Origin of the sequence: Actinomyces mediterranea (genome assembly GCF_900155595.1) — a bacterium.
GTDB lineage: Bacteria > Actinomycetota > Actinomycetes > Actinomycetales > Actinomycetaceae > Pauljensenia > Pauljensenia mediterranea.
The window spans coordinates 354,076-372,141 of sequence record NZ_FTPB01000003.1; the positions used below are offsets into that span (position 1 = coordinate 354,076).

An 18,066-nucleotide genomic window follows, 5' to 3' on the forward strand; every position below is an offset into this window, starting at 1 on the left:
CGGGGCACACCCCGCTATCGAACGCTCAAAACCCCTGTGCGGCCTCGACACCCGTCGACGATGCCATGCGCCATCATGCGGATGCGCTCCGTCCGCACATTGGCGAGCACGGCGTTGAAAGCGCAATACTTCATCAGCCACACCCCATAGCCAACGGTCCAGGCCGCCCCCAGTAGACCGGACTTCATGAGAAGGATCGTGTTGCGCGACAGGTAGTAGGTGCGGATGGGGCCGTGAACGTGGACGGGTTGTCTCCTCCCGGGCAGTAGAACGGTCTCGTCACCGAGGCTGTGACCCATGTGGATATCGGTCGCACAGATGAGCCCCCACCCGCGGCGGCGGGCGCGCAGACACCACTCGAGGTCGACATGGTCGATGAATAGGGAATCGTTCATCGGCCCGACATCGCTGATCGCATCCAGATCAATGAGGCACCCCGACGCGACGAGGAAGGCGACGGGCAGTGCCGACTTTTCGAGTTCGCTCGGGGTCGCCCGTCGCGGCCCCCATCGCCGAGCCACGTAGACGAGTTGGTCCCCCCCGGGCTTCAATTCGCCGACGAGCGGCCCCACCGCCGCCACCTTGTTGCCGCGTTGCTCGTGCCGCAGAGCATCGACGAGGCGGGGCACCATGTTGCCCGGCGGTACGGAGTCGTCATCGGAGAGCAGGGCGAGTGCGCAGCCGCAGTCGCGCGCGTAGTCAATGCCACGATTCTGAGCGTGCGCGATCCCCATGTTCGTGGGCAAGGGGATGAGATGAACGCCCTTCACAGTGCACGCACTCGTAATACGTGCCCGTGCCTCCGGCGCGGATCCATTGTCGACTACGACGACACGGTCGCACTGGGAGGCGAGGGTGGCGATGAGTTCGTCGATACCACCGGAGGTGTTGTAGGTGACGACGATTGCGCAGACCCGGTTATTCATGCCCGTCACTAACGGGGCATCACTGTTCGAGCAGGTCGAGCAGATACTGACCGTACCCGGACTTGACGAGAGGCTCTGCGCGCTGGCACAGACCCTCGTCGTCAATAAAGCCCATGCGCCAGGCGATCTCCTCGGGGGCGCCGATCTTCATGCCTTGGCGGGCCTCCACCGTTCGAACGAAATTCGTCGCGTCTGCGAGGGAGTCGAATGTGCCCGTGTCGAGCCACGCGGTGCCGCGGGGGAGCACTTCAACTTGAAGTTTGCCCGCTTCGAGATACGTGCGGTTGACGTCAGTGATCTCGTACTCACCGCGGGCGGAGGGGGTGAGGTTCCGTGCGATGTCAACGACGTCATTGTCGTAGAAGTAGAGGCCCGGAACCGCGTAGTGCGACTTCGGGTGCTCCGGCTTCTCTTCGATGGACAGCGCGGTGAAGTTCTCGTCGAATTCGACGACGCCGTATGCGCTGGCGTCGGACACCCAGTAGGCGAAGACTGCGCCTCCGTCGGGATTCGCGTGGCGGCGCAACTGCGTCCCCATGCCCGGACCGTAGAAGATGTTGTCGCCCAGGACGAGGGCGGCAGAATCGGTGCCGATGTGGTCCGCCCCAAGGACGAATGCCTGTGCCAGTCCATTAGGCACCACCTGCACCGTGTAGGAGATGGATACGCCGAGTTGTGAACCATCGCCGAGGAGGCGCTGGAAGTTGTCAGCATCGTGCGGGGTCGTGATGACGAGAACATCTTGAATACCTGCGAGCATCAGTGTCGACAGGGGGTAGTAGATCATCGGCTTGTCATAGACGGGCACGAGCTGCTTAGAAGTCCCAAGGGTAATGGGGTTGAGCCGTGTTCCCGCACCTCCTGCAAGAATAATGCCCTTCATATATTCCTCCCACGGGTGTCACCGATGCGAATGCTTCCAGTTCCACCATTATGCAGGGTATTAACCGATATGCGGGGCGAATGCCCGGCGCGGTTCTTCGCCCGGCGGCGATGGACATGCCACAGTGCGATGCTGCGGCGTTTCCCCCGCGTTCTACTACGATTGCCCGTGAAGTGATGCGCGTCGGCGCATGTCGCAGTCTGAGGGGGAACAGCCATGAGCACGCCAACTCCGAGGAAGAGTCTCGCCATCGAAGAGACGCCGATCCCCGGATTCTTGCGAATCGATCTGACGGTTCATGAAGACAACCGCGGCTGGTTCAAGGAGAACTGGCAGCGCGAGAAGATGATCGCTCTCGGGCTGCCGGACTTCGGCCCGGTTCAGAACAATATCTCCTTCAATGACGAGGTCGGGGTGACCCGCGGCATCCACGCGGAGCCGTGGGACAAGTTCGTATCAGTGGCAACAGGCAGCGTCTTCGGCGCGTGGGTCGATCTGCGCGAGGGCCCCTCCTTTGGAACGGTCTACACGACGATCATCGACCCCTCCGTCGCCGTCTTCGTTCCGCGCGGCGTGGGCAACGCCTACCAGACCCTTGAGCCGAACACCGCATACACCTACCTCGTGAACGATCACTGGTCGCCCGACGCACGGTACACCTTCCTCAACCTCGCCGATGAAACCGTCAATGTCCCCTGGCCGATCAGCCTCGATTCGGCGATCCTGTCGGACAAGGACGCCGCCCATCCGCGCCTCGCAGACGTCGTCCCCTTCGCAGCGCCCGAGGCCAGAGGCGCGCGCGTCCTCGTCACGGGCGCCAATGGCCAGCTCGGCCGCGAGTTGATGAGCCAGCTGCCCGCCGCGGGATTCACCGCAACCGGTGTCGACCTGCCCGATGTCGATATCTCCTCGCGCGAACAGATGGACCGCTTCGCCTGGTCGCAGTTCGACATCGTCATCAATGCCGCCGCATGGACCAATGTCGACGGGGCCGAGACGCCTGAGGGGCGCCGGGCCGCCTGGCGCGCCAATGCAACGGGGCCCGCGAACCTGGCGCGAGTGTGCGCCGATCGCGGCTTGACACTCGTCCACATCTCCAGTGAATACACCTTCGATGGAACGGCTCAGATCCACACCGAGGACGAAGACCCCTCCCCCTTGGGCGTATACGGCCAGTCGAAGGCGGGCGGCGACGCCGCCGTCGCCGCGACCCCGAAGCACTACCTGGTGCGCACGAGTTGGGTGGTCGGCGATGGGAAGAACTTCGCCAAGACGATGTTCTCCCTCGCCCAGCGCGGCATCAGCCCATCGGTGGTCGCCGACCAAACCGGTCGGCTCACCTTCACGAAGGATCTCGCCGCCGGGATCATCCACCTCCTGACATGCTCTGCCGAGTACGGGACGTACAACCTGTCCGGCGAGGGCCCCGTCGTCTCGTGGTGCGATGTCGCTTCCCGGGTCTTCGAGCTCGCAGGCCGCGACGCCACCGATGTGACACCCGTGTCCACCGAGGAGTACTTCGCGGGCCAGGAGGGGATCGCCCCCCGACCGCTCAATAGCGCGTTGGATCTGTCGAAGATCGAATCGACCGGCTTCACCCCGGGCGATTCCATGCAGCGCCTCGACGACTATGTTCGGACGTTGATGTGAGACTCCCATTCATGACCACCGATGACACAACCGCAATGCACTCATCGGACGCCGAGTCCGCCGTGTCGCCCGCGGCTGTGCCCCAGCATGCGGATCCCCGACAGTCCGGCGTGATCCGTTGGCTCTTGGGTGCCCTCCTCGTGTTGTCGACTGTCGTCGCCGGTCTCGGATGGGTGCTCGCCTCTCCCGTCGGGGGCTCTCCGGATGACGATTACCATCTCGCTTCGATCTGGTGCCCCCGTCCGGTGGAGGGGTCGTGCCGGACGCGGATCATCGACGGAGAGGTGAACGTCCTCGTCCCGGAGCCCATCGCGAAGGCCTCGACCTGCTACGCCTTCAAGCAGGAGGTGTCCGCAGCCTGCACCCTGCCGTATCTCAATGAGAACGACGGTTACACGCGCCGCTACGACGACGGCAACTATCCGAAAGGGTATTACCGCTTCCACCATTTGTTCATCTCGGAGAGCGTCAACCAGTCGGTTCTGCTGATGAGAACCGTCAATATGCTCATCTCCGTCGCCCTACTCGGCGCGATCGGGGCGCTCATCCCGGCACTGCAACGCCGGGGATACGCTGTGGCACTGCTCATCGCGTGGGTGCCCATGGGCATCTACTACGTGGCATCGAATAACCCCAGTTCGTGGGCTCTGACCGGAACCTTCGCCTTTGCGACGGGTATGCTCGGCGCCCTCAACTCGCGCGGGGTGCGCCGGTGGGTGCTGGTCGCCCTGGCTGCACTCGGAGGACTGCTGTGCATCTCCTCGCGCGGAGACTCGGCCTTCTTCTTGTTCGTCATCGCCATGGCGCTCGTGTTCGCCATTCAGTGGCGCCGCATGCTGTGGCCGTACATGGTGTTCCTCGCGGTCGCATCAGCGGTCGGCGTCTTTTCGATGTTCTCAACCGGACAGTCCACCGTTGTCACCAGCTCTGATGCGGAACTCGCGTTCACCCCGTCGGGCCCGGTGGAGACCCTCGTCCGAGCGACCCTGCAGGTCCCCCTCTATATCGCGGGCTTCTACGGTTACAACCGCGGTCCGGGGTGGTTCGACACTCCAATCAATGAACCCACCGTCCTCGTCATGCTCTTCATCTTCGGCGGCGCCCTCATCGTCGGACTCGCCGGGGGGACGTGGCGCAAATGGTTGTCCGCACTCATGATATTCGGCGCCCTCATCGGCGTTCCCATCGCCGTCACCGTTCGCGGCTACTACCCGACGCTGTGGCACTACCAGCCGCGCTATATGCTCCCGCTGCTCGCGGTGTTCCTCTTCATCCTCTTCGTCGTCGACTCACGCACACCGGCGGTGCTCTCGCGCGTACAGTCGGTCGTCGTCGGATTCGGGATCTCAGCCGCCTATTGCCTCGCCCTTCAAATGACCCTGTGGCGCTACACCGCAGGAGTCAACAGCGGAGACCCCCCGCTCAACCTCGACAGGTTCATGCAGTGGTGGTGGCCGATTCCGATGTCGCCGACAGTCGTATGGACGACGTCCTCACTGGCATTCGCTGCGACCGTCATCCTGGCTTTCGTCCTCACCCGTCCGCCCGCGCGCGAACCCGCCGACCGTTGACTCCCCAGCCCCGGCGCGCCCGCTCTTGCATCGGGTGCGCCAGTGGCGAGGCCGGTCACTCGGGCCGTATCGCTCGTCCCGTCCTAGCGGACTGCTGCATCGCCTCAACGACTCGCAGCACCGTGAGCCCCTCATCGGCCGAGACGTAGTCCGCCGTCTCCCCAGTGATCGCATCGCGGAAGCGCTCGTGCTCGATCGCGAGGGGTTCCCGCTTGACCAGCGCGTAGCGCGTCACCGTCCCCTCGCGCACGCCCCGCACATTGGCGATATGGTCCCAGGCGACCGGCGATGACCCGTTCTCGTAGAAGGTGAGATCGGAGAGCACAGTATCGGCGACGAGTGATCCCCTTTCCCCGGTGACGACCGTCACCCGCTCTTTGAAGGGGGTCAGCCAGTTGACGAGATGATTGACGAGGACGCCGTTGGACAGGCGCCCCGACGCGATGAGGACATCATCGTGTTCGCGCCCCGACTGGCACGCAGTCTGCGCGTAGATTGTCTCGTAGTCGCTTCCGGCGATCCATGCCGCCAGATCGACATCGTGGGTCGCCAAGTCCTTGATGACGCCCACATCTGAGATGCGCGCGGGAAAGGGCGACTGGCGCCGAGTCGCAATCTGGAAGACGCGTCCGAGCTGTCCGAGCTTGATCCTTCTGCGCATCTCCAATAGCGCCGCATTGCACCGCTCCACGTATCCGACGGCGCACACGAGTCCCGCGTCTGAGAATGCCCTGCAGATCCTTTCGCCCGAGGCGACGGACATTGAGAGGGGTTTTTCAATGAGGGCGTGCACCCCCGCGTCGGCGAGGGCGAGCGCCGCCTCCTCATGAAAGGCAGTGGGAGCGGCGACGATGGCGGCATCGATTCCCTGTGCCACGAGTTCGGCCACACCGGCGAGGACCTCGAGTTCGCCCGCGACGGAATACACGTCTCCCCTGGGATCTGCGACGGCGACAAGATCGAAGCCCTTGGTCGCGCGGACGTTGCGAACATGATGGCGGCCCATTGCCCCCAAGCCGAGGACACCGACGCGGATCGAGCCCATGATCACGCCCCCGCCCGGGCGATGGCGTTGACCGCTGTCACGATGCGCTCGAGGTCTGCCATTGTCAGCGCCGGGTGGACGGGCAGCGACACGACCTCACCAGCAGCCCGGTCAGTCTGGGCGAGATCCGCCGACGAGGCGAATCGCTGAAGAGGCAAGAGACGGTGAAGCGGGATCGGATAGTAGACGCCCGAGCCGATGCGCCACACATCCCGCAATTCCTCCACGAAACGATCGCGGTCACCTGCGCATCGGATCGTGTACTGGTGGAACACGTGGGCTGCTCCGGGCGCGATTGTCGGAGTGATGACTCCGCGCAGGTTCTCAGTCAAGAATGCCGCGTTTTCTTGACGCCGCCGCGTCCAGGCGTCAATATTCTGCAATTGCACACGCCCGATCGCCGCGTGAATATCCGTCATCCGGTTGTTGAGCCCGATGAGTTCATTCTCGTAGCGGGTCCGCATGCCCTGGTTGCGCAGCAGCCGCACCCGCCGGGCGATATCGGCGTCACAGGTCGATACCATTCCGCCTTCGCCGGAGGTCATGTTCTTCGTCGGATACAAGCTGAATGCGCCGAAGGCTCCGAATGATCCGGCTCGTCGGCCGTTGAGGGATGCGCCGTGGGCCTGAGCGGCGTCCTCGATGAGGAGCAGGCCGTGCGTCGCGGCGAGTGCCTCGAGGGCGTTCATGTCGGCGGGATGCCCATAGAGGTGCACGGGCATGATCGCACTGGTTCGGTGCGTGATGACCGCCTGTGCACTCGCCGGATCCATGCAGAATGTGGCGGGGTCGATGTCGGCGAACACGGGAGTCGCACCTGTCATGGCGACCGCATTCGCCGTCGCTGCGAAAGTGAAGGAGGGGACGATGACCTCATCGCCCGGCCCGATGCCCGCGGCGAGGAGACCAAGGTGAAGCGCGGAGGTTCCCGAGTTAACGGCGATGCACTCCCCCTGTCCGACGAGTGCGGCAGCGAACTCCTTTTCGAAGGCGGCGACTTCTGCGCCCTGGGTGAGCATTCCGGAGCGCAGTACGGTCGCCACCGCCTCGACTTCGGCTTCCCCGATGATGGGGTGCGCCGCGGGGATCATGTCGGGCATCGTCACAGATCCTTCACGAGGGTCTCGGAGTCGACAAGGCGGTACCGGGCGCCGGTTGTCGGGCAGGTGTAAAACTCGGGGGCGGCTTCGTCGCGAACGAGGGCGACTCCCGCTTCGCCGACCCACCCGATCCGCTTCGCGGGCACTCCTGCGACGAGTGCGTAGTCGGGGACGTCCCTCGTCACGACCGCCCCGGCTCCGATCATTGACCATGCGCCGATGCTCACCGGTGCGACGCACACCGCGTGGGCTCCGATCGATGCTCCCTCGTCGATGGTGACGCGCACCGGCTCCCAGTCCGCTGAGGATTTCAACGAGCCGTCGGGGGTGATTGCGCGGGGGTGATGGTCGTTGGTGAGCACCGCGTGGGGACCGATGAAGACGCCCCTGCCCACGCGCGCGGGCCCGTAGACGAGGGCGTAGTTCTGTACTTTGCACTGATCCCCCATATCGACGCCGACTCCGATATAGGCTCCGCGCCCGATGATACAGTCACGTCCGACTACGGCGCCGTCGCAGACCTGCGCGAGGTGCCAGATCGCCGTCCCCTCCCCGATGCGCGCGTCATCGCCGACATCGGCACTTGCATGGGTTCGTGTCATCGATCGATCTCCTTCTCGGAGGCAATCCTACGGCCTGGAATACTCCGACGGCCTCAGGCATCGCCAATGGGACGACGAGGGCGCTCTGTTATGATCGGCCCATGCACGACTACTCCGACACTTGGGCGATAATTCCCCTCTATAACGAGGCTCAAGTTATTGGCGACGTGGTACGAGATCTGCGAACACGCATCCCCAATGTTCTGTGCATCGATGACGGTTCGCGCGACGCCTCCGTCGAAGAGGCGAGAAAAGCAGGGGCGCATGTCGCTGTGCATCCCATTAATCTCGGCCAGGGCGCCGCACTGCAAACCGGATTCTCGTGGGTGCTCGCCAACACCGATGCGCGCTATGTCGTCACCTTCGACGCGGATGGACAGCATCAGAGCCAAGATGCGGCACATATGGTGGACGTCGCCCGCGAGGAGAACCTGGGATTCGTCCTCGGCTCACGCTTCATCGACGGGATGACCCTTGAAATGTCGGCAGCGAAAAGGGTCGTGCTCCACCTCGCGGCGACGTTCTCCCGGATGAGGTCGAAGATGAGCCTCACGGACGCGCACAACGGTCTGCGTGTGATCCGGCGCGACGCACTCGATAAGGTATTCCTCTCTCAGAATCGAATGGCGCACGCCTCCCAGATCATTGAGCAGCTAGGACAGACCGGGCTTGCGTGGCGCGAGGTCGGCGTCCACATCCGATACACCGATTACTCTCGCGCCAAAGGGCAGTCGATGCTCAACGCCATCAATATTCTCGTTGAATTGATGCTGGAGGACCGATGACAAGTTACTGGCTGATCAAGCTGATCCTGCTGATCCTGCTTCTCGGAATCGGTTATTGGATCATGCGCCCGGTTCACTCGCAGTCGCATCTTGCAATGCGCCGCCTGGGCATGTTGGCGCTCGTCGTCTTCTCAGCATTCGCCGTCCTATCCCCCAACATGCTCAATAGGCTCGCACAGTCGGTGGGCGTGTCACAGGGCGTGAACCTGCTGCTCTACGTCCTCTTCGTCGCCTTCTTCGCACAAGTCGTTACCGCCTATCGGCGCGAGGTCGCCATGGAGAAGAAACTGACGAACCTCGCACGTGCCATTGCGATCCAGAACGTGAAAGAACCGTTGAGCGCCGACGAGTCCGACGACGACTGAGGCTCCGCTGTTCTTCCGCTCATCGTCGTGCGGCACGATAGGCGGCGACGACTTCAGTTGCGATATCGGCGTATTGGCGCGCGCGGACCGGCCACGTCCACTCACTCATCATCGCCGCATCCGACTGTGCAGGGGGGTCGCTGAGCAGGTGCTTGAGCGCATCAACCACGGCGCCGACAGAACGCTCGGCGCAGATCATCACGGGGTGTCCCTGTGCGGCGAGCACTGATGCTCCGGGCACGTCGTAGGTGACGATTCTGCCGCCCTCCGCCAGCGATTCGAGCAAAGTCGTTTGGAATCCCTCGGACAGAGTCGTCGGATTGACGAGGGTCGCCCCGGCGAGGCTCTCTCGCACGCGGTCGGGCGAGACGCGCCCCCGCACTGCAACCGTCGAGTCGAGGCCGAGTTCTGTGACGCGATGGCGGGCCTCCTCTAGTTGCAGCCCCCCTCCCAGGAGTTCCCCCTCGACGCGGATGCCTTCAGCTGTGAGTCGTGCGATGGCATCGAGGAAGACGTCCCAGCCCTTGCCCTCGACCATCCTGCCGACGAAGACGAGCCGATGGGGCTGATCGGTGTGCTCTCCCGTTGACTTCGGCGGTGTGATCGCGTTGTAGAAGACGTTCGCGCCCCGAGCACCGAGGCGCTGAGCGAAGATGGCGGCATTCTCGGATACTGCGAGGACCTTGTTCGCACCGCGGAGGACGTATCGCCCGATCGTCATATCAACCATCCGCGAACCCGCGCTGATCAAGGGAGAGGCCGATGAGACATAGTCCGATCCGTGCTCGGTGTGGATGACCGGGATATGTGCCTTCTTCGCCGCCCGGAGCCCGACAAAAGTCATCGGGAAGAAACGAGTGTGAACGGATACGACATCGATCCGATTGGTTTCCAAGAAGGCTACGATCCTCCTGGTGGCACCGATGGTCGGGAAGGAGATGACATCGGCGATCGGACAGCACGACTTCGAGACGAGGACACGCACGCCGCCATCGTTACGCTGTTCCGGATGCTCCCCGATGGTCAGGACCCACACGTCGTGTCCGAGCTTGTTGAGCGATGATGCCAGATTCTGCGCATGGAACTCGACTCCGCCCTGGAGCGGCGGATAACGATTGACGATGATGGCATATCTCATGTGCGCCTCCTATTCGGACACTCATGCGCCCGGGGTGGCGCGCAACGATCGACACGTGACCATCGTGCGCGAATCCGGTGCGTACACGCTTCCAGCAGATATCGTACGGCCAGTGCGATGACTGAACGACGATTGCGCCGGGATGTCCGATTCAGTAGCCCTCGACTACATTGAGATCGGAGGGGGACACTGTTCCCGCGCGGACTTTCTCAAAGAACTCGGGGGCCGTGGTGTCCCGGAGCAGTACCGCCGAGCTTCCCGAATCCATCGTGTAGTCGAGGGACTCGATGGGCGGTGTGCCCATCAACCCGTCCGCACCCGCTGTGCGGAATGCGAGGACGAGCCTGACAACATCCGTGATCGACGAGTCGTCGTCGACGGTGAAGGCAGCAGAGCCCGCCCGTTCAAGTGTGAGGGTCTTCGACGGGTTGAGCAACGTCGACGGGGTCACTGCCTTCCCGATGACCTTCGAGATGACTTGCCGTTGGCGCAATGTGCGCCCGATGTCGCCCATCGGATCCGAGTAGCGCATGCGGGCGAAGGCGAGGGCAGTGTCCCCGTCGACATCGTGGCACCCGGCGGTCCATTCGAGTCCCGATAGGTCGTTCGTTACATCCGAGTCGTAGCAGACATTGATCCCCCCGATGGCGTCGACGATAGTGGAGACGCCACCCATGCCGACCTGCATGAAATGGTCGACTGTCAGGTCCGTCAGTCCTTCGACCGTGGCGACCAGCAGTTCAGAGCCCCCATAGGCGTAGGCGGAGTTGATCTTGTCCCATCCGTGACCAGGAATCTCGACATAGGAGTCGCGGGGGATCGACAGGGCGACTGTCTGGCCGTTGGGGGCGACGTGCACGAGCATGATCGAGTCGGATCTCTCCGAGTCATTGACGCCGTCCTGAACTGCGCCGTCGGCGCGCGAGTCGGACCCAGCGAGCAGATAAGTCGTTCCCGGTGTATTCGCAGCCCCGGATAGGGCACTGGTGCGTCCCAGATTCTGGTTGGCGTCCCACACCAGGAATACACCCCATGAGACGACGGCGAGGAAGCAGACGAGCAGCACGGTGATGATGGGACGCATGATCGAGCGCCTCCGTCTTTTCTTCGGTGCCGCCTCCGCCCGTTCGTGCACAGGTGGACGGGATTCTTGACGGGGAGGGAAAGCAGGTGGATGCGCCTGGGTTTCACCGGACATGGATGGCCTCGAAGCGCGCGTCGTCGGAGCGAAGGACGGCGGGACGGCTCCGCGCTGCTCATCCGCCCTAGGATGACGGGCAGAGTCTCTCCCCTGTCCCGCGTCGATATGCCATTGGCGCACCGATGCCTGATCCCGCGCGATGCCTTCACTCACGGGACGACGATCCGGTTGGGCGTCGCGCGGACGCCCAGATAGGGCCCTCCCCTTCAGCGGGGCCCTCGTCGAGTCCGATGCATGTGAGCCCTCGCCCATGTTCGAGGTGGTATGGATGTCGGCAGAGGATGGGCGGCGACGGGGCTGGTCGGGCTGGAACGACGGGGGTTGGGTGCTCATGATGTCGGCGGGCAGGTTTCGACAACGGGGGCGGCGGGCTCGGGTGCGACTTCGGCAGAGGTCGGACCCTGTCCGGGCGCATCTGCGGCGTCGCCGGATTGCTGGGCCTGGGCGGCCGCGATTTCAGCGGGGTCGGGTGCTACGAGGACGTTTCCCGTTCCGTCCGTGTATTCAATCCCAGCGGGCAGGTCTGCATCGTTCCTGAGGGAGAGCCACAATCGTGAGGCCATGGGCTCGCTTTCAATGACGCGGTTCTCGTCCCATGCGGGCGCTCCCCACGGCATTGTGACGAATCGGATGTTCGCCTTGTCGAGATCGAGCAGCGAGTACAACAGACCAGCGTCGGCGTTGATATCGGCGAGATTCGGTGAATAGTTCAGGGAGCTGATCGTCGCCTGGATGAAGGAGAGAAGCGCTGGGAAGTCAGTGAGGAAGTTCTTGGAGAGCACTTCGCGCAGCATCGCCGACACGAGTTGCTGCTGGCGCCCGATCCGGGAGATGTCGGATCCGTCGCCGACGTCATGGCGGGCGCGTGCGAAAGCGAGTGCCGTCGCCGAATCGAAGCGCTGGCACCCCGCAGGCACATTGAGACCCGCGTACTCGTCATACATGTCTTCGGGAACGTTGAACCATACGCCGCCGAGCGCATCGATCATGCCTTTGAATCCGGTGAAATCGACAACGACGAAGGCGTCGATGGTCAGGCCCGTCAACCGTTCGGCTGCGGCCTTCGTGCAGGCGATGCCGCCAGCGAGATTGTCGGTGACGGCCCCGGTGGAGAAGGCGGAGTTGAACATGCCCTCGTATTCGAAGGACTGGGAGCCGTCCGGGAGCGTACACGAGGGGATGTCTGTGATGAGGTCGCGGGGGATGGAGACGATGGTGATGGACGATCGGTCTGCCGACAGGTGGGCGATCATCGTGGTATCGGATTGGATCGTCGACAACTCATCGGAGGATCCGATACCCGTATCGTTTTGGTTGTAGCGCGAATCGACTCCGGAGACGAGGATGTTGATCGCCCGCCCCTCGAATTGGTCGATCAGCTCGACCGTCTTCCCCTCGGCAGCCGATTGAGGGTCGGTGGCGCCCAAACCGGAGATGTCGAGCGCCGACTCCCTCACCTGGGTCGCAATCGATTGGTAGACGAACCACGCCGAGGATCCGAAGAAAAGGACAACAGACATGAGCATTGCGAGTGCCGTCCGAAGAGCGCCGAACCGGAAGGGATTCGTCGCCGCGTGCTGGACCGGACGCAGCCCACGGCTGATTGCATATGTACTCATCGTCTTCGATCGTAGCGTGCGCGGAGACGAGAACCCCAGCGAACGCACGATGAAGTGACCATAGCAACGCGCTTCAGCCGTCTCGACGACCCCGATGATGCGGGGCCCATTCCCTATGGGAGTGGATCATCTCCACCCGTACGGGCCTATTGCTTGGGCACCTCGATGCGCCGCGGCCCTGCCTGCCAGCCCTCCCACGCGGAGTGGAGGATCTCCTCCACTCCGTTATTCGCCTTCCACCCTAGGTCGACGCCGATGGAGAGGGTGTCGCCGATGAGTTTGGGCGGGTCGCCCGCCCTGCGGGCCACAACATCGACGGGGAAGTCCCATCCGATCACTGTGCGCAGTCCGTCGATGATCTCGCGCACCGATGTACCGATGCCGGTGCCGACGTTGTAGGTGTGGTGGTCGGGCTGACGGCCCTCAGCCAGCACGTCCAGCGCGGCAATGTGCGCCTCGGCGAGGTCGAGGACATGGATGTAGTCGCGGATGCAGGTCCCGTCGGGGGTGTCGTAGTCGTCGCCGAAGATCTTCGCGGACTCCCCCTTCTCAATGCGGTCGAGGACCATGGGCACGAGGTTGAGTACCGCTCGATCTGCGAGGTCGGGCCATCCGGCTCCCGCAACATTGAAGTAGCGCAGACCGATCCACTTCAGATCCCATGCGACTTCGCAGTCCGCCATCATCCATTCGCCGATGAGTTTCGTCTCGCCATAGGGGTTGATGGGACGGCAGTCGATGTCTTCGCTGACTACTTCAACCTCGGGCATACCGTAGACGGCCGCCGACGAGGAGAAGATCATCTGGTCGACGCCCGAATCCCGCATCGCGTACAGGGTGTTTGTCAACCCGCCAATGTTCTGCTGGTAGTAGTACAGGGGATGTTTGACGGATTCGCCGACCTGCTTGCGCGCGGCAAAGTGGATGACCGCGGTGACATCCTCATCAACCATGATGTTGGCGAGTTCCGTTCGCGCGCTTTCGGCGGCGACATCCATCTCGACGAGATGCGCACCTGCGACTCGCGACGCATCGCCCGTCGACAGGTCGTCGACGACGACCACCCTGTCCCCGCGCTGGAGGAGAAGCCGGACCACATGAGCGCCGATGTATCCGGCGCCTCCACACACAAGAATGCTCATGCGGCCAGCATACGCGGTCACGTCCTCCAGGCACAGGGCCATTGTCATTGGGGAAACTGCGCGAAACGCCGCCGTACTCCCCCACTATGGCCGTATCCACGTGATCGGTCCCACTATGGACTGTCCGCCGATCGGACTACCGATGTGGTTGGGCGACCCTGTCGGCGAGGGCATCGCCCTTCGCTGAGGCCAGGTCTCTCAGGCTCTTCTGGAAGGAACGCATGCGGGTGCGCAACTCGGCAGCCTCATCGCCCTCGCCCGCACCGAGGATCCGCGCGGCGAGCAGGCCCGCGTTGCGGGCGCCCGCGATGGACACGGTCGCAACGGGAACCCCCGCGGGCATCTGCACTATCGAATGCAGAGAGTCGACTCCGTCGAGGTGCTTGAGGGGAACGGGGACGCCGATGACGGGCAACTCGGTGAGCGCAGCGAGCATCCCGGGCAGGTGGGCGGCTCCCCCGGCGCCCGCGATGATGACCCGCAGTCCCCTCGCTGAGGCGGAGCGTCCGTAGGCGACCATGTCTTCAGGCATCCGGTGGGCGGAGACGACTCCGACTTCGCAGGCGATGGAGAACTCGGCCAGAGCACTCGCCGCGGGCTCCATCGTCGGCCAATCCGAATCCGATCCCATGACTACTCCCACCAGGGGACGCTCCCCCGTGGCTGTGAGGCGGATGTCGAGGTCGAAGGTGTCGGTACTCATTCGAGTGTGCCTTTCAATAGGGGGATGTCGGTATCGCCGCGCAAGATCGCGACAACGGCTTCGGCCTCTTCGCGGGCGCGCGCCGCATCAGAGTCGACGACGGTGACGTGTCCGAGCTTGCGGCGGGGGCGTACCTCTTTGCCGTAGAGGTGGACGCGGGCGCGCGGATGCCCCTGGAGCGCCTGTCCGAGGGCGCGCGCCGGATCGGGCAGCGCCGACCCGAGGAGATTCACCATGACGGAGACGCTCCCCGGTGAGACGAGTCGTGTCGAGCCGAGGGGAAGATCGAGGACGGCCCGCACATGCTGTTCGAATTGGCTGGTGACGGCGCCGTCAATGGTCCAGTGCCCGGTGTTGTGGGGGCGCATTGCGAGTTCATTGACGAGGATGCGCTCCTCCTCGCCCACGACGAACATCTCCACCGCGAGAACGCCGGTGACGCCGAGCTCACTGGCAATGGTCTCCCCGATGCGACGCGCTTCAAGCGCCGTGTCCTCCCCGATCCCAGTGGCGGGAGCCGTCACGACCGAGCACACCCCGTCGACTTGTTCGGTGCGGGCGACCGGCCACGCCCGGATCTCCCCGGAGGGGCGCCGTGCGACGAGCGCGGCGATCTCACAGGTGAAGGGGACTTTCTCCTCCGCCAGGAGTGGGCCCGTGGCGAACCAGTCGGCGACCTCGTGGCTGTCGCCGACGATTTTCACGCCATGACCGTCGTATCCGCCCCTGGGCGTTTTGACGACGACGGGCCATCCGATGCGTTCACCGAAGGCGCACAGTTCGCCCTCGTGAGCGACTTCGGCCCACCTGGGGCATTCGATGCCGATCTCGGTGAGGCGTTCGCGCATGGCGAGTTTGTCCTGCGCGTAGAGCAGAGCGGATGCGGGGGGTTCGATGGGGATGCGCGGTGCGAGGAGATCGAGAAGGCTCGCAGGGATGTGCTCGTGTTCGAAGGTGAGGACGTCTGCGCCCTCGACGAGTTCCATGACGGCGTCGGTGTTGTGCGGCAGACCCACCAGCGCGGGGACGACGACTTGCCCCGTGGAGCCGTCGGCTGCTTCGACGAGAGGGCGCAACTCGACGCCGAGGGCGATGGCGCTCTCCTGCATCATGCGGGCGAGTTGGCCCCCACCAATGACTGCGACGACTGGACGATCTGTGCGCATCCGATCCATGGCGCTAACCTATCTCGTCCGCCGCTCCTCGGTGCAACTGTCCGCCTAGAAGCGGCGGGACCGGCGCCCCATGGACACGACCGGCCCTTGGGGCATCACCCTATCGGGGTCGAGGGAGGCGGGGATTGCAGCGAGGGAGACCGTGAATACCGGCGGGTGGTTGTTCGTCAATTCGAGGCGCCCTCCCATGGCTCCGGTCAGGTCTTTGGCGAGGGCGAGGCCGATGCCCGTCGATCCGTGTCCGGACACGCCCTTGACGAAGACGTCGGAGGCGATGTCGTCATTAATGCCGGGCCCCTCATCGGAGACGTCGATGAGCACTCCCCGCCGGTTCGCAGCCTTGCGCGCCACGACTCTCGTGGTACCCGCCCCGTAGCGCAGGGAGTTCTCAATGAGGGTGGCAAGCACCTGGGATAGTTTCCCGGCCTCTGCCAGGACGGGGAGTTCGGCCTCGTCGGTGAAAACGAGTTCGCGTCCTTCGGCCTCGAAAGCGGCTTCCCATTCTTCGCGCTGCGTATTGAATGCTTCAAGGATGTGGATCGCCTCTGTGAGCCCCGTCGCCCGGGCGCTGGCGTCGAGAAGATCGGTGACGACTGCGGTGAGGCGCTCGACCTGTTCGAGGCACGAGCGCGCCTCTTCTTGGACTTCCGGCTCCGCGGAGATGAGTTCGATTTCCTCCAGTCGCATCGACAGCGCGGTGAGGGGCGTGCGCAGCTGGTGGGAGGCGTCGGCCGCGAATTGTCGCTCCGCTGCGAGGCGGCCCGCCATGCGCTCCCCCGTTCGCACGAGTTCTTCTTGAACGAGGTCGATCTCCTCGATTCCCGAGGGTCGGACCTGAGCCCGCACCTGCCCCGACCCGACCTGTTCGGCCTGGGCCGCGAGGTAGATGAGGGGGGCGGACAGGTTGCGCGATAGGCGCATCGCCAATGCGGTCCCCACGAACATGCAGACGAACATCCCCGTGATGAATGCCGCGCAGACGATGATGACTTTTCGAATCGTGGGAGTCGCGGACACCTCCATGCGGACGGTAGTGCCGCTCGCTGAGGACGCCAGGGAGACGAGCGATGGCCCCTCGATGGGGTGTCCGACGGTGATGAGCTCTTGGTGGGCGACTTTGACGCGGGTGTGGGCGGGCAGCTGCGCGTAGCCCACGGGATCCGTCCAGATCTGCACGGATGCGGCGGTCACCGTCTCGCCCGCCTGATAGCGCCGGTCGATGTTGCTCAGGAGTGTCGCCGTACGCGAATCAAGACGAACCTGGTCGTCATTCCACGCGACATAGGAGGCCGCGAGTGCTCCGGGGATCCCCATGAGGAGGGCGACGACTGTCACCGCTGTGAGAATCATGCGGATCGCGCGTTTACGCATGGGGCGTCTGCCTTCCGGTGTCGATGGCGGTGGTCGCTGAAGAACACACTACCCGCGCGGCGCGGGGCCGTGCGGGTAGTGGAGGAGTCTATTGCGTAGGCGTCAACGCACTTCGAATCTGAATCCCATTCCCCTGACAGTGGTGATGTAATGGGGATTCGTCGCATCGTCGCCGAGTTTGCGGCGCAGCCACGAGACATGCATGTCGAGGGTCTTCGTCGAGCCCGTCGGATCAGAGCCCCAGACTTCGCGCATGAGGGTCTCGCGCTCGACGACCGAGCCGGCCTCGCGCAGGAGGACGCGGAGGAGGTCGAATTCTTTCGCGGTGAGCTGCAACTCCTTGTCGCCGGAGAAGGCGCGGTGAGCAGTGACATCGACACGCACATCCTGTGCGACGAGGTCGCCCTCTGAAGGATCGGTTCCTGTTCTGCGGAGCAGCGCGCGGACCCTGGCGAGGAGTTCAGCCAGACGGAAAGGCTTGGTTACGTAGTCATCGGCACCTGTGTCGAGGCCGACGACCATGTCCACCTCATCGGTTCTCGCAGTGAGGATGAGGATGGGAACAGTCCACCCGGAGCTGCGGATCTCGCGGGCGACGTCGAGTCCATCGATGTCGGGGAGTCCGAGGTCGAGGACGACGAGGTCGGCTCCGTCAACCTCTGCGAGGGCCCCGCGTCCGGTCCCGTGAGCACGCACTTCGTAGCCTTCACGGCCGAGCGCCCGTGCGAGGGGCTCGGAGATCGCAGGATCGTCTTCAACGAGGAGAACAGTAGTCACCGGGCAATCATAT

The 18,066-nt window shown here is 63.9% G+C and carries 17 protein-coding genes; 4 read left to right on the forward strand and 13 right to left on the reverse strand.

What is annotated here, in order from left to right; translation table 11 throughout:
• Positions 1-14: 14 nt before the first annotated feature.
• Positions 15-926, reverse strand: coding sequence for a glycosyltransferase family 2 protein (locus BQ7471_RS02690; RefSeq protein ID WP_076464010.1), 912 nt, complete (start codon positions 924-926; stop codon positions 15-17).
• Positions 927-945: 19 nt separating this feature from the next.
• Positions 946-1,809, reverse strand: coding sequence for a glucose-1-phosphate thymidylyltransferase RfbA (gene rfbA / locus BQ7471_RS02695; RefSeq protein ID WP_076464011.1), 864 nt, complete (start codon positions 1,807-1,809; stop codon positions 946-948).
• 216 nt (positions 1,810-2,025) lie between these two features.
• On the opposite strand from rfbA, the gene BQ7471_RS02700 reads away from it, so the two are divergent.
• Together BQ7471_RS02700 and BQ7471_RS02705 are read left to right on the forward strand one after the other, a co-directional pair.
• Entirely contained in the window at positions 2,026-3,459 is a 1,434-nt protein-coding gene (locus tag BQ7471_RS02700; RefSeq protein WP_076464013.1) for a sugar nucleotide-binding protein, read from the forward strand.
• Between the two features lie 11 nt (positions 3,460-3,470).
• A complete protein-coding gene (locus tag BQ7471_RS02705) occupies positions 3,471-5,030 on the forward strand; it encodes a DUF2142 domain-containing protein (RefSeq protein WP_083663209.1) in 1,560 nt (519 codons plus the stop codon).
• A gap of 55 nt (positions 5,031-5,085) precedes the next feature.
• Here BQ7471_RS02705 and BQ7471_RS02710 read toward each other — a convergent pair whose 3' ends face one another.
• From BQ7471_RS02710 to BQ7471_RS02720, 3 genes are read right to left on the reverse strand one after another with little or no spacing between them, the layout of a single operon-like run.
• Complete coding sequence (locus tag BQ7471_RS02710) at positions 5,086-6,075, reverse strand: Gfo/Idh/MocA family protein (RefSeq protein WP_076464410.1); 990 nt, start codon at positions 6,073-6,075, stop codon at positions 5,086-5,088.
• 2 nt (positions 6,076-6,077) lie between these two features.
• Positions 6,078-7,175, reverse strand: a complete 1,098-nt coding sequence (locus tag BQ7471_RS02715) for a DegT/DnrJ/EryC1/StrS family aminotransferase (RefSeq protein WP_205408238.1) — start codon at positions 7,173-7,175, stop codon at positions 6,078-6,080.
• 2 nt (positions 7,176-7,177) lie between these two features.
• Positions 7,178-7,777, reverse strand: coding sequence for an acyltransferase (locus BQ7471_RS02720; RefSeq protein ID WP_076464017.1), 600 nt, complete (start codon positions 7,775-7,777; stop codon positions 7,178-7,180).
• 101 nt (positions 7,778-7,878) lie between these two features.
• Here BQ7471_RS02720 and BQ7471_RS02725 point away from each other — a divergent pair, with 101 nt between their 5' ends.
• Both BQ7471_RS02725 and BQ7471_RS02730 read left to right on the forward strand, forming a co-directional pair.
• Positions 7,879-8,562: a glycosyltransferase family 2 protein gene (locus tag BQ7471_RS02725; RefSeq protein WP_076464018.1), complete on the forward strand. Its 684-nt coding sequence runs from the start codon at positions 7,879-7,881 to the stop codon at positions 8,560-8,562.
• Positions 8,559-8,927, forward strand: a complete 369-nt coding sequence (locus BQ7471_RS02730) for a DUF2304 domain-containing protein (RefSeq protein WP_076464020.1) — start codon at positions 8,559-8,561, stop codon at positions 8,925-8,927. The genes BQ7471_RS02725 and BQ7471_RS02730 overlap by 4 nt, the downstream gene beginning before the upstream one ends.
• Positions 8,928-8,946: 19 nt before the next feature.
• On the opposite strand, the gene BQ7471_RS02735 is transcribed toward BQ7471_RS02730, so the two are convergent.
• The 8 genes from BQ7471_RS02735 to BQ7471_RS02770 form a co-directional block, all read right to left on the reverse strand.
• Entirely contained in the window at positions 8,947-10,065 is a 1,119-nt protein-coding gene (locus BQ7471_RS02735) for a glycosyltransferase family 4 protein (RefSeq protein WP_076464021.1), read from the reverse strand.
• A gap of 151 nt (positions 10,066-10,216) precedes the next feature.
• Positions 10,217-11,149 (reverse strand): LCP family protein, encoded by a 933-nt coding sequence (locus BQ7471_RS02740; protein ID WP_328586642.1) that lies wholly within the window; start codon positions 11,147-11,149, stop codon positions 10,217-10,219.
• Positions 11,150-11,595: 446 nt separating this feature from the next.
• Positions 11,596-12,885 (reverse strand): LCP family protein, encoded by a 1,290-nt coding sequence (locus BQ7471_RS02745; protein WP_076464024.1) that lies wholly within the window; start codon positions 12,883-12,885, stop codon positions 11,596-11,598.
• A 146-nt stretch (positions 12,886-13,031) separates the two neighbouring features.
• Positions 13,032-14,027, reverse strand: a complete 996-nt coding sequence (gene galE, locus BQ7471_RS02750; RefSeq protein ID WP_076464411.1) for a UDP-glucose 4-epimerase GalE — start codon at positions 14,025-14,027, stop codon at positions 13,032-13,034.
• 136 nt (positions 14,028-14,163) lie between these two features.
• A complete protein-coding gene (gene purE, locus BQ7471_RS02755) occupies positions 14,164-14,730 on the reverse strand; it encodes a 5-(carboxyamino)imidazole ribonucleotide mutase (protein ID WP_076464026.1) in 567 nt (188 codons plus the stop codon).
• Positions 14,727-15,905 carry a 5-(carboxyamino)imidazole ribonucleotide synthase gene (locus BQ7471_RS02760; RefSeq protein WP_235821211.1) on the reverse strand — a complete coding sequence of 393 codons (1,179 nt, stop codon included), beginning with the start codon at positions 15,903-15,905 and terminating at the stop codon, positions 14,727-14,729. Before BQ7471_RS02760 ends, purE begins: the two co-directional genes overlap by 4 nt.
• A 45-nt stretch (positions 15,906-15,950) precedes the next feature.
• Entirely contained in the window at positions 15,951-17,276 is a 1,326-nt protein-coding gene (locus tag BQ7471_RS02765) for an ATP-binding protein (RefSeq protein ID WP_076464027.1), read from the reverse strand.
• 102 nt (positions 17,277-17,378) lie between these two features.
• The gene (locus tag BQ7471_RS02770) at positions 17,379-18,053 is read right to left on the reverse strand and encodes a response regulator transcription factor (protein ID WP_076464029.1); all 675 of its coding nucleotides are present in this window, start codon (positions 18,051-18,053) and stop codon (positions 17,379-17,381) included.
• Positions 18,054-18,066 lie beyond the last annotated feature (13 nt).

Bases quoted from the DNA above. Each gene is read 5' to 3' on its own strand.
- BQ7471_RS02730 (WP_076464020.1), top strand. From the start codon at position 8,559: ATGACAAGTTACTGGCTGATCAAGCTGATCCTGCTGATCCTGCTTCTC.
- BQ7471_RS02715 (WP_205408238.1), bottom strand. From the start codon at position 7,175: ATGCCCGACATGATCCCCGCGGCGCACCCCATCATCGGGGAAGCCGAA.
- rfbA (WP_076464011.1), bottom strand. From the start codon at position 1,809: ATGAAGGGCATTATTCTTGCAGGAGGTGCGGGAACACGGCTCAACCCC.
- BQ7471_RS02745 (WP_076464024.1), bottom strand. From the start codon at position 12,885: ATGAGTACATATGCAATCAGCCGTGGGCTGCGTCCGGTCCAGCACGCG.
- BQ7471_RS02690 (WP_076464010.1), bottom strand. From the start codon at position 926: ATGAATAACCGGGTCTGCGCAATCGTCGTCACCTACAACACCTCCGGT.
- BQ7471_RS02765 (WP_076464027.1), bottom strand. From the start codon at position 17,276: ATGCGTAAACGCGCGATCCGCATGATTCTCACAGCGGTGACAGTCGTC.
- BQ7471_RS02760 (WP_235821211.1), bottom strand. From the start codon at position 15,905: ATGGATCGGATGCGCACAGATCGTCCAGTCGTCGCAGTCATTGGTGGG.
- BQ7471_RS02725 (WP_076464018.1), top strand. From the start codon at position 7,879: ATGCACGACTACTCCGACACTTGGGCGATAATTCCCCTCTATAACGAG.
- BQ7471_RS02735 (WP_076464021.1), bottom strand. From the start codon at position 10,065: ATGAGATATGCCATCATCGTCAATCGTTATCCGCCGCTCCAGGGCGGA.
- galE (WP_076464411.1), bottom strand. From the start codon at position 14,027: ATGAGCATTCTTGTGTGTGGAGGCGCCGGATACATCGGCGCTCATGTG.
- BQ7471_RS02740 (WP_328586642.1), bottom strand. From the start codon at position 11,149: ATGCGTCCCATCATCACCGTGCTGCTCGTCTGCTTCCTCGCCGTCGTC.
- BQ7471_RS02700 (WP_076464013.1), top strand. From the start codon at position 2,026: ATGAGCACGCCAACTCCGAGGAAGAGTCTCGCCATCGAAGAGACGCCG.
- BQ7471_RS02710 (WP_076464410.1), bottom strand. From the start codon at position 6,075: ATGGGCTCGATCCGCGTCGGTGTCCTCGGCTTGGGGGCAATGGGCCGC.
- BQ7471_RS02705 (WP_083663209.1), top strand. From the start codon at position 3,471: ATGACCACCGATGACACAACCGCAATGCACTCATCGGACGCCGAGTCC.
- purE (WP_076464026.1), bottom strand. From the start codon at position 14,730: ATGAGTACCGACACCTTCGACCTCGACATCCGCCTCACAGCCACGGGG.
- BQ7471_RS02720 (WP_076464017.1), bottom strand. From the start codon at position 7,777: ATGACACGAACCCATGCAAGTGCCGATGTCGGCGATGACGCGCGCATC.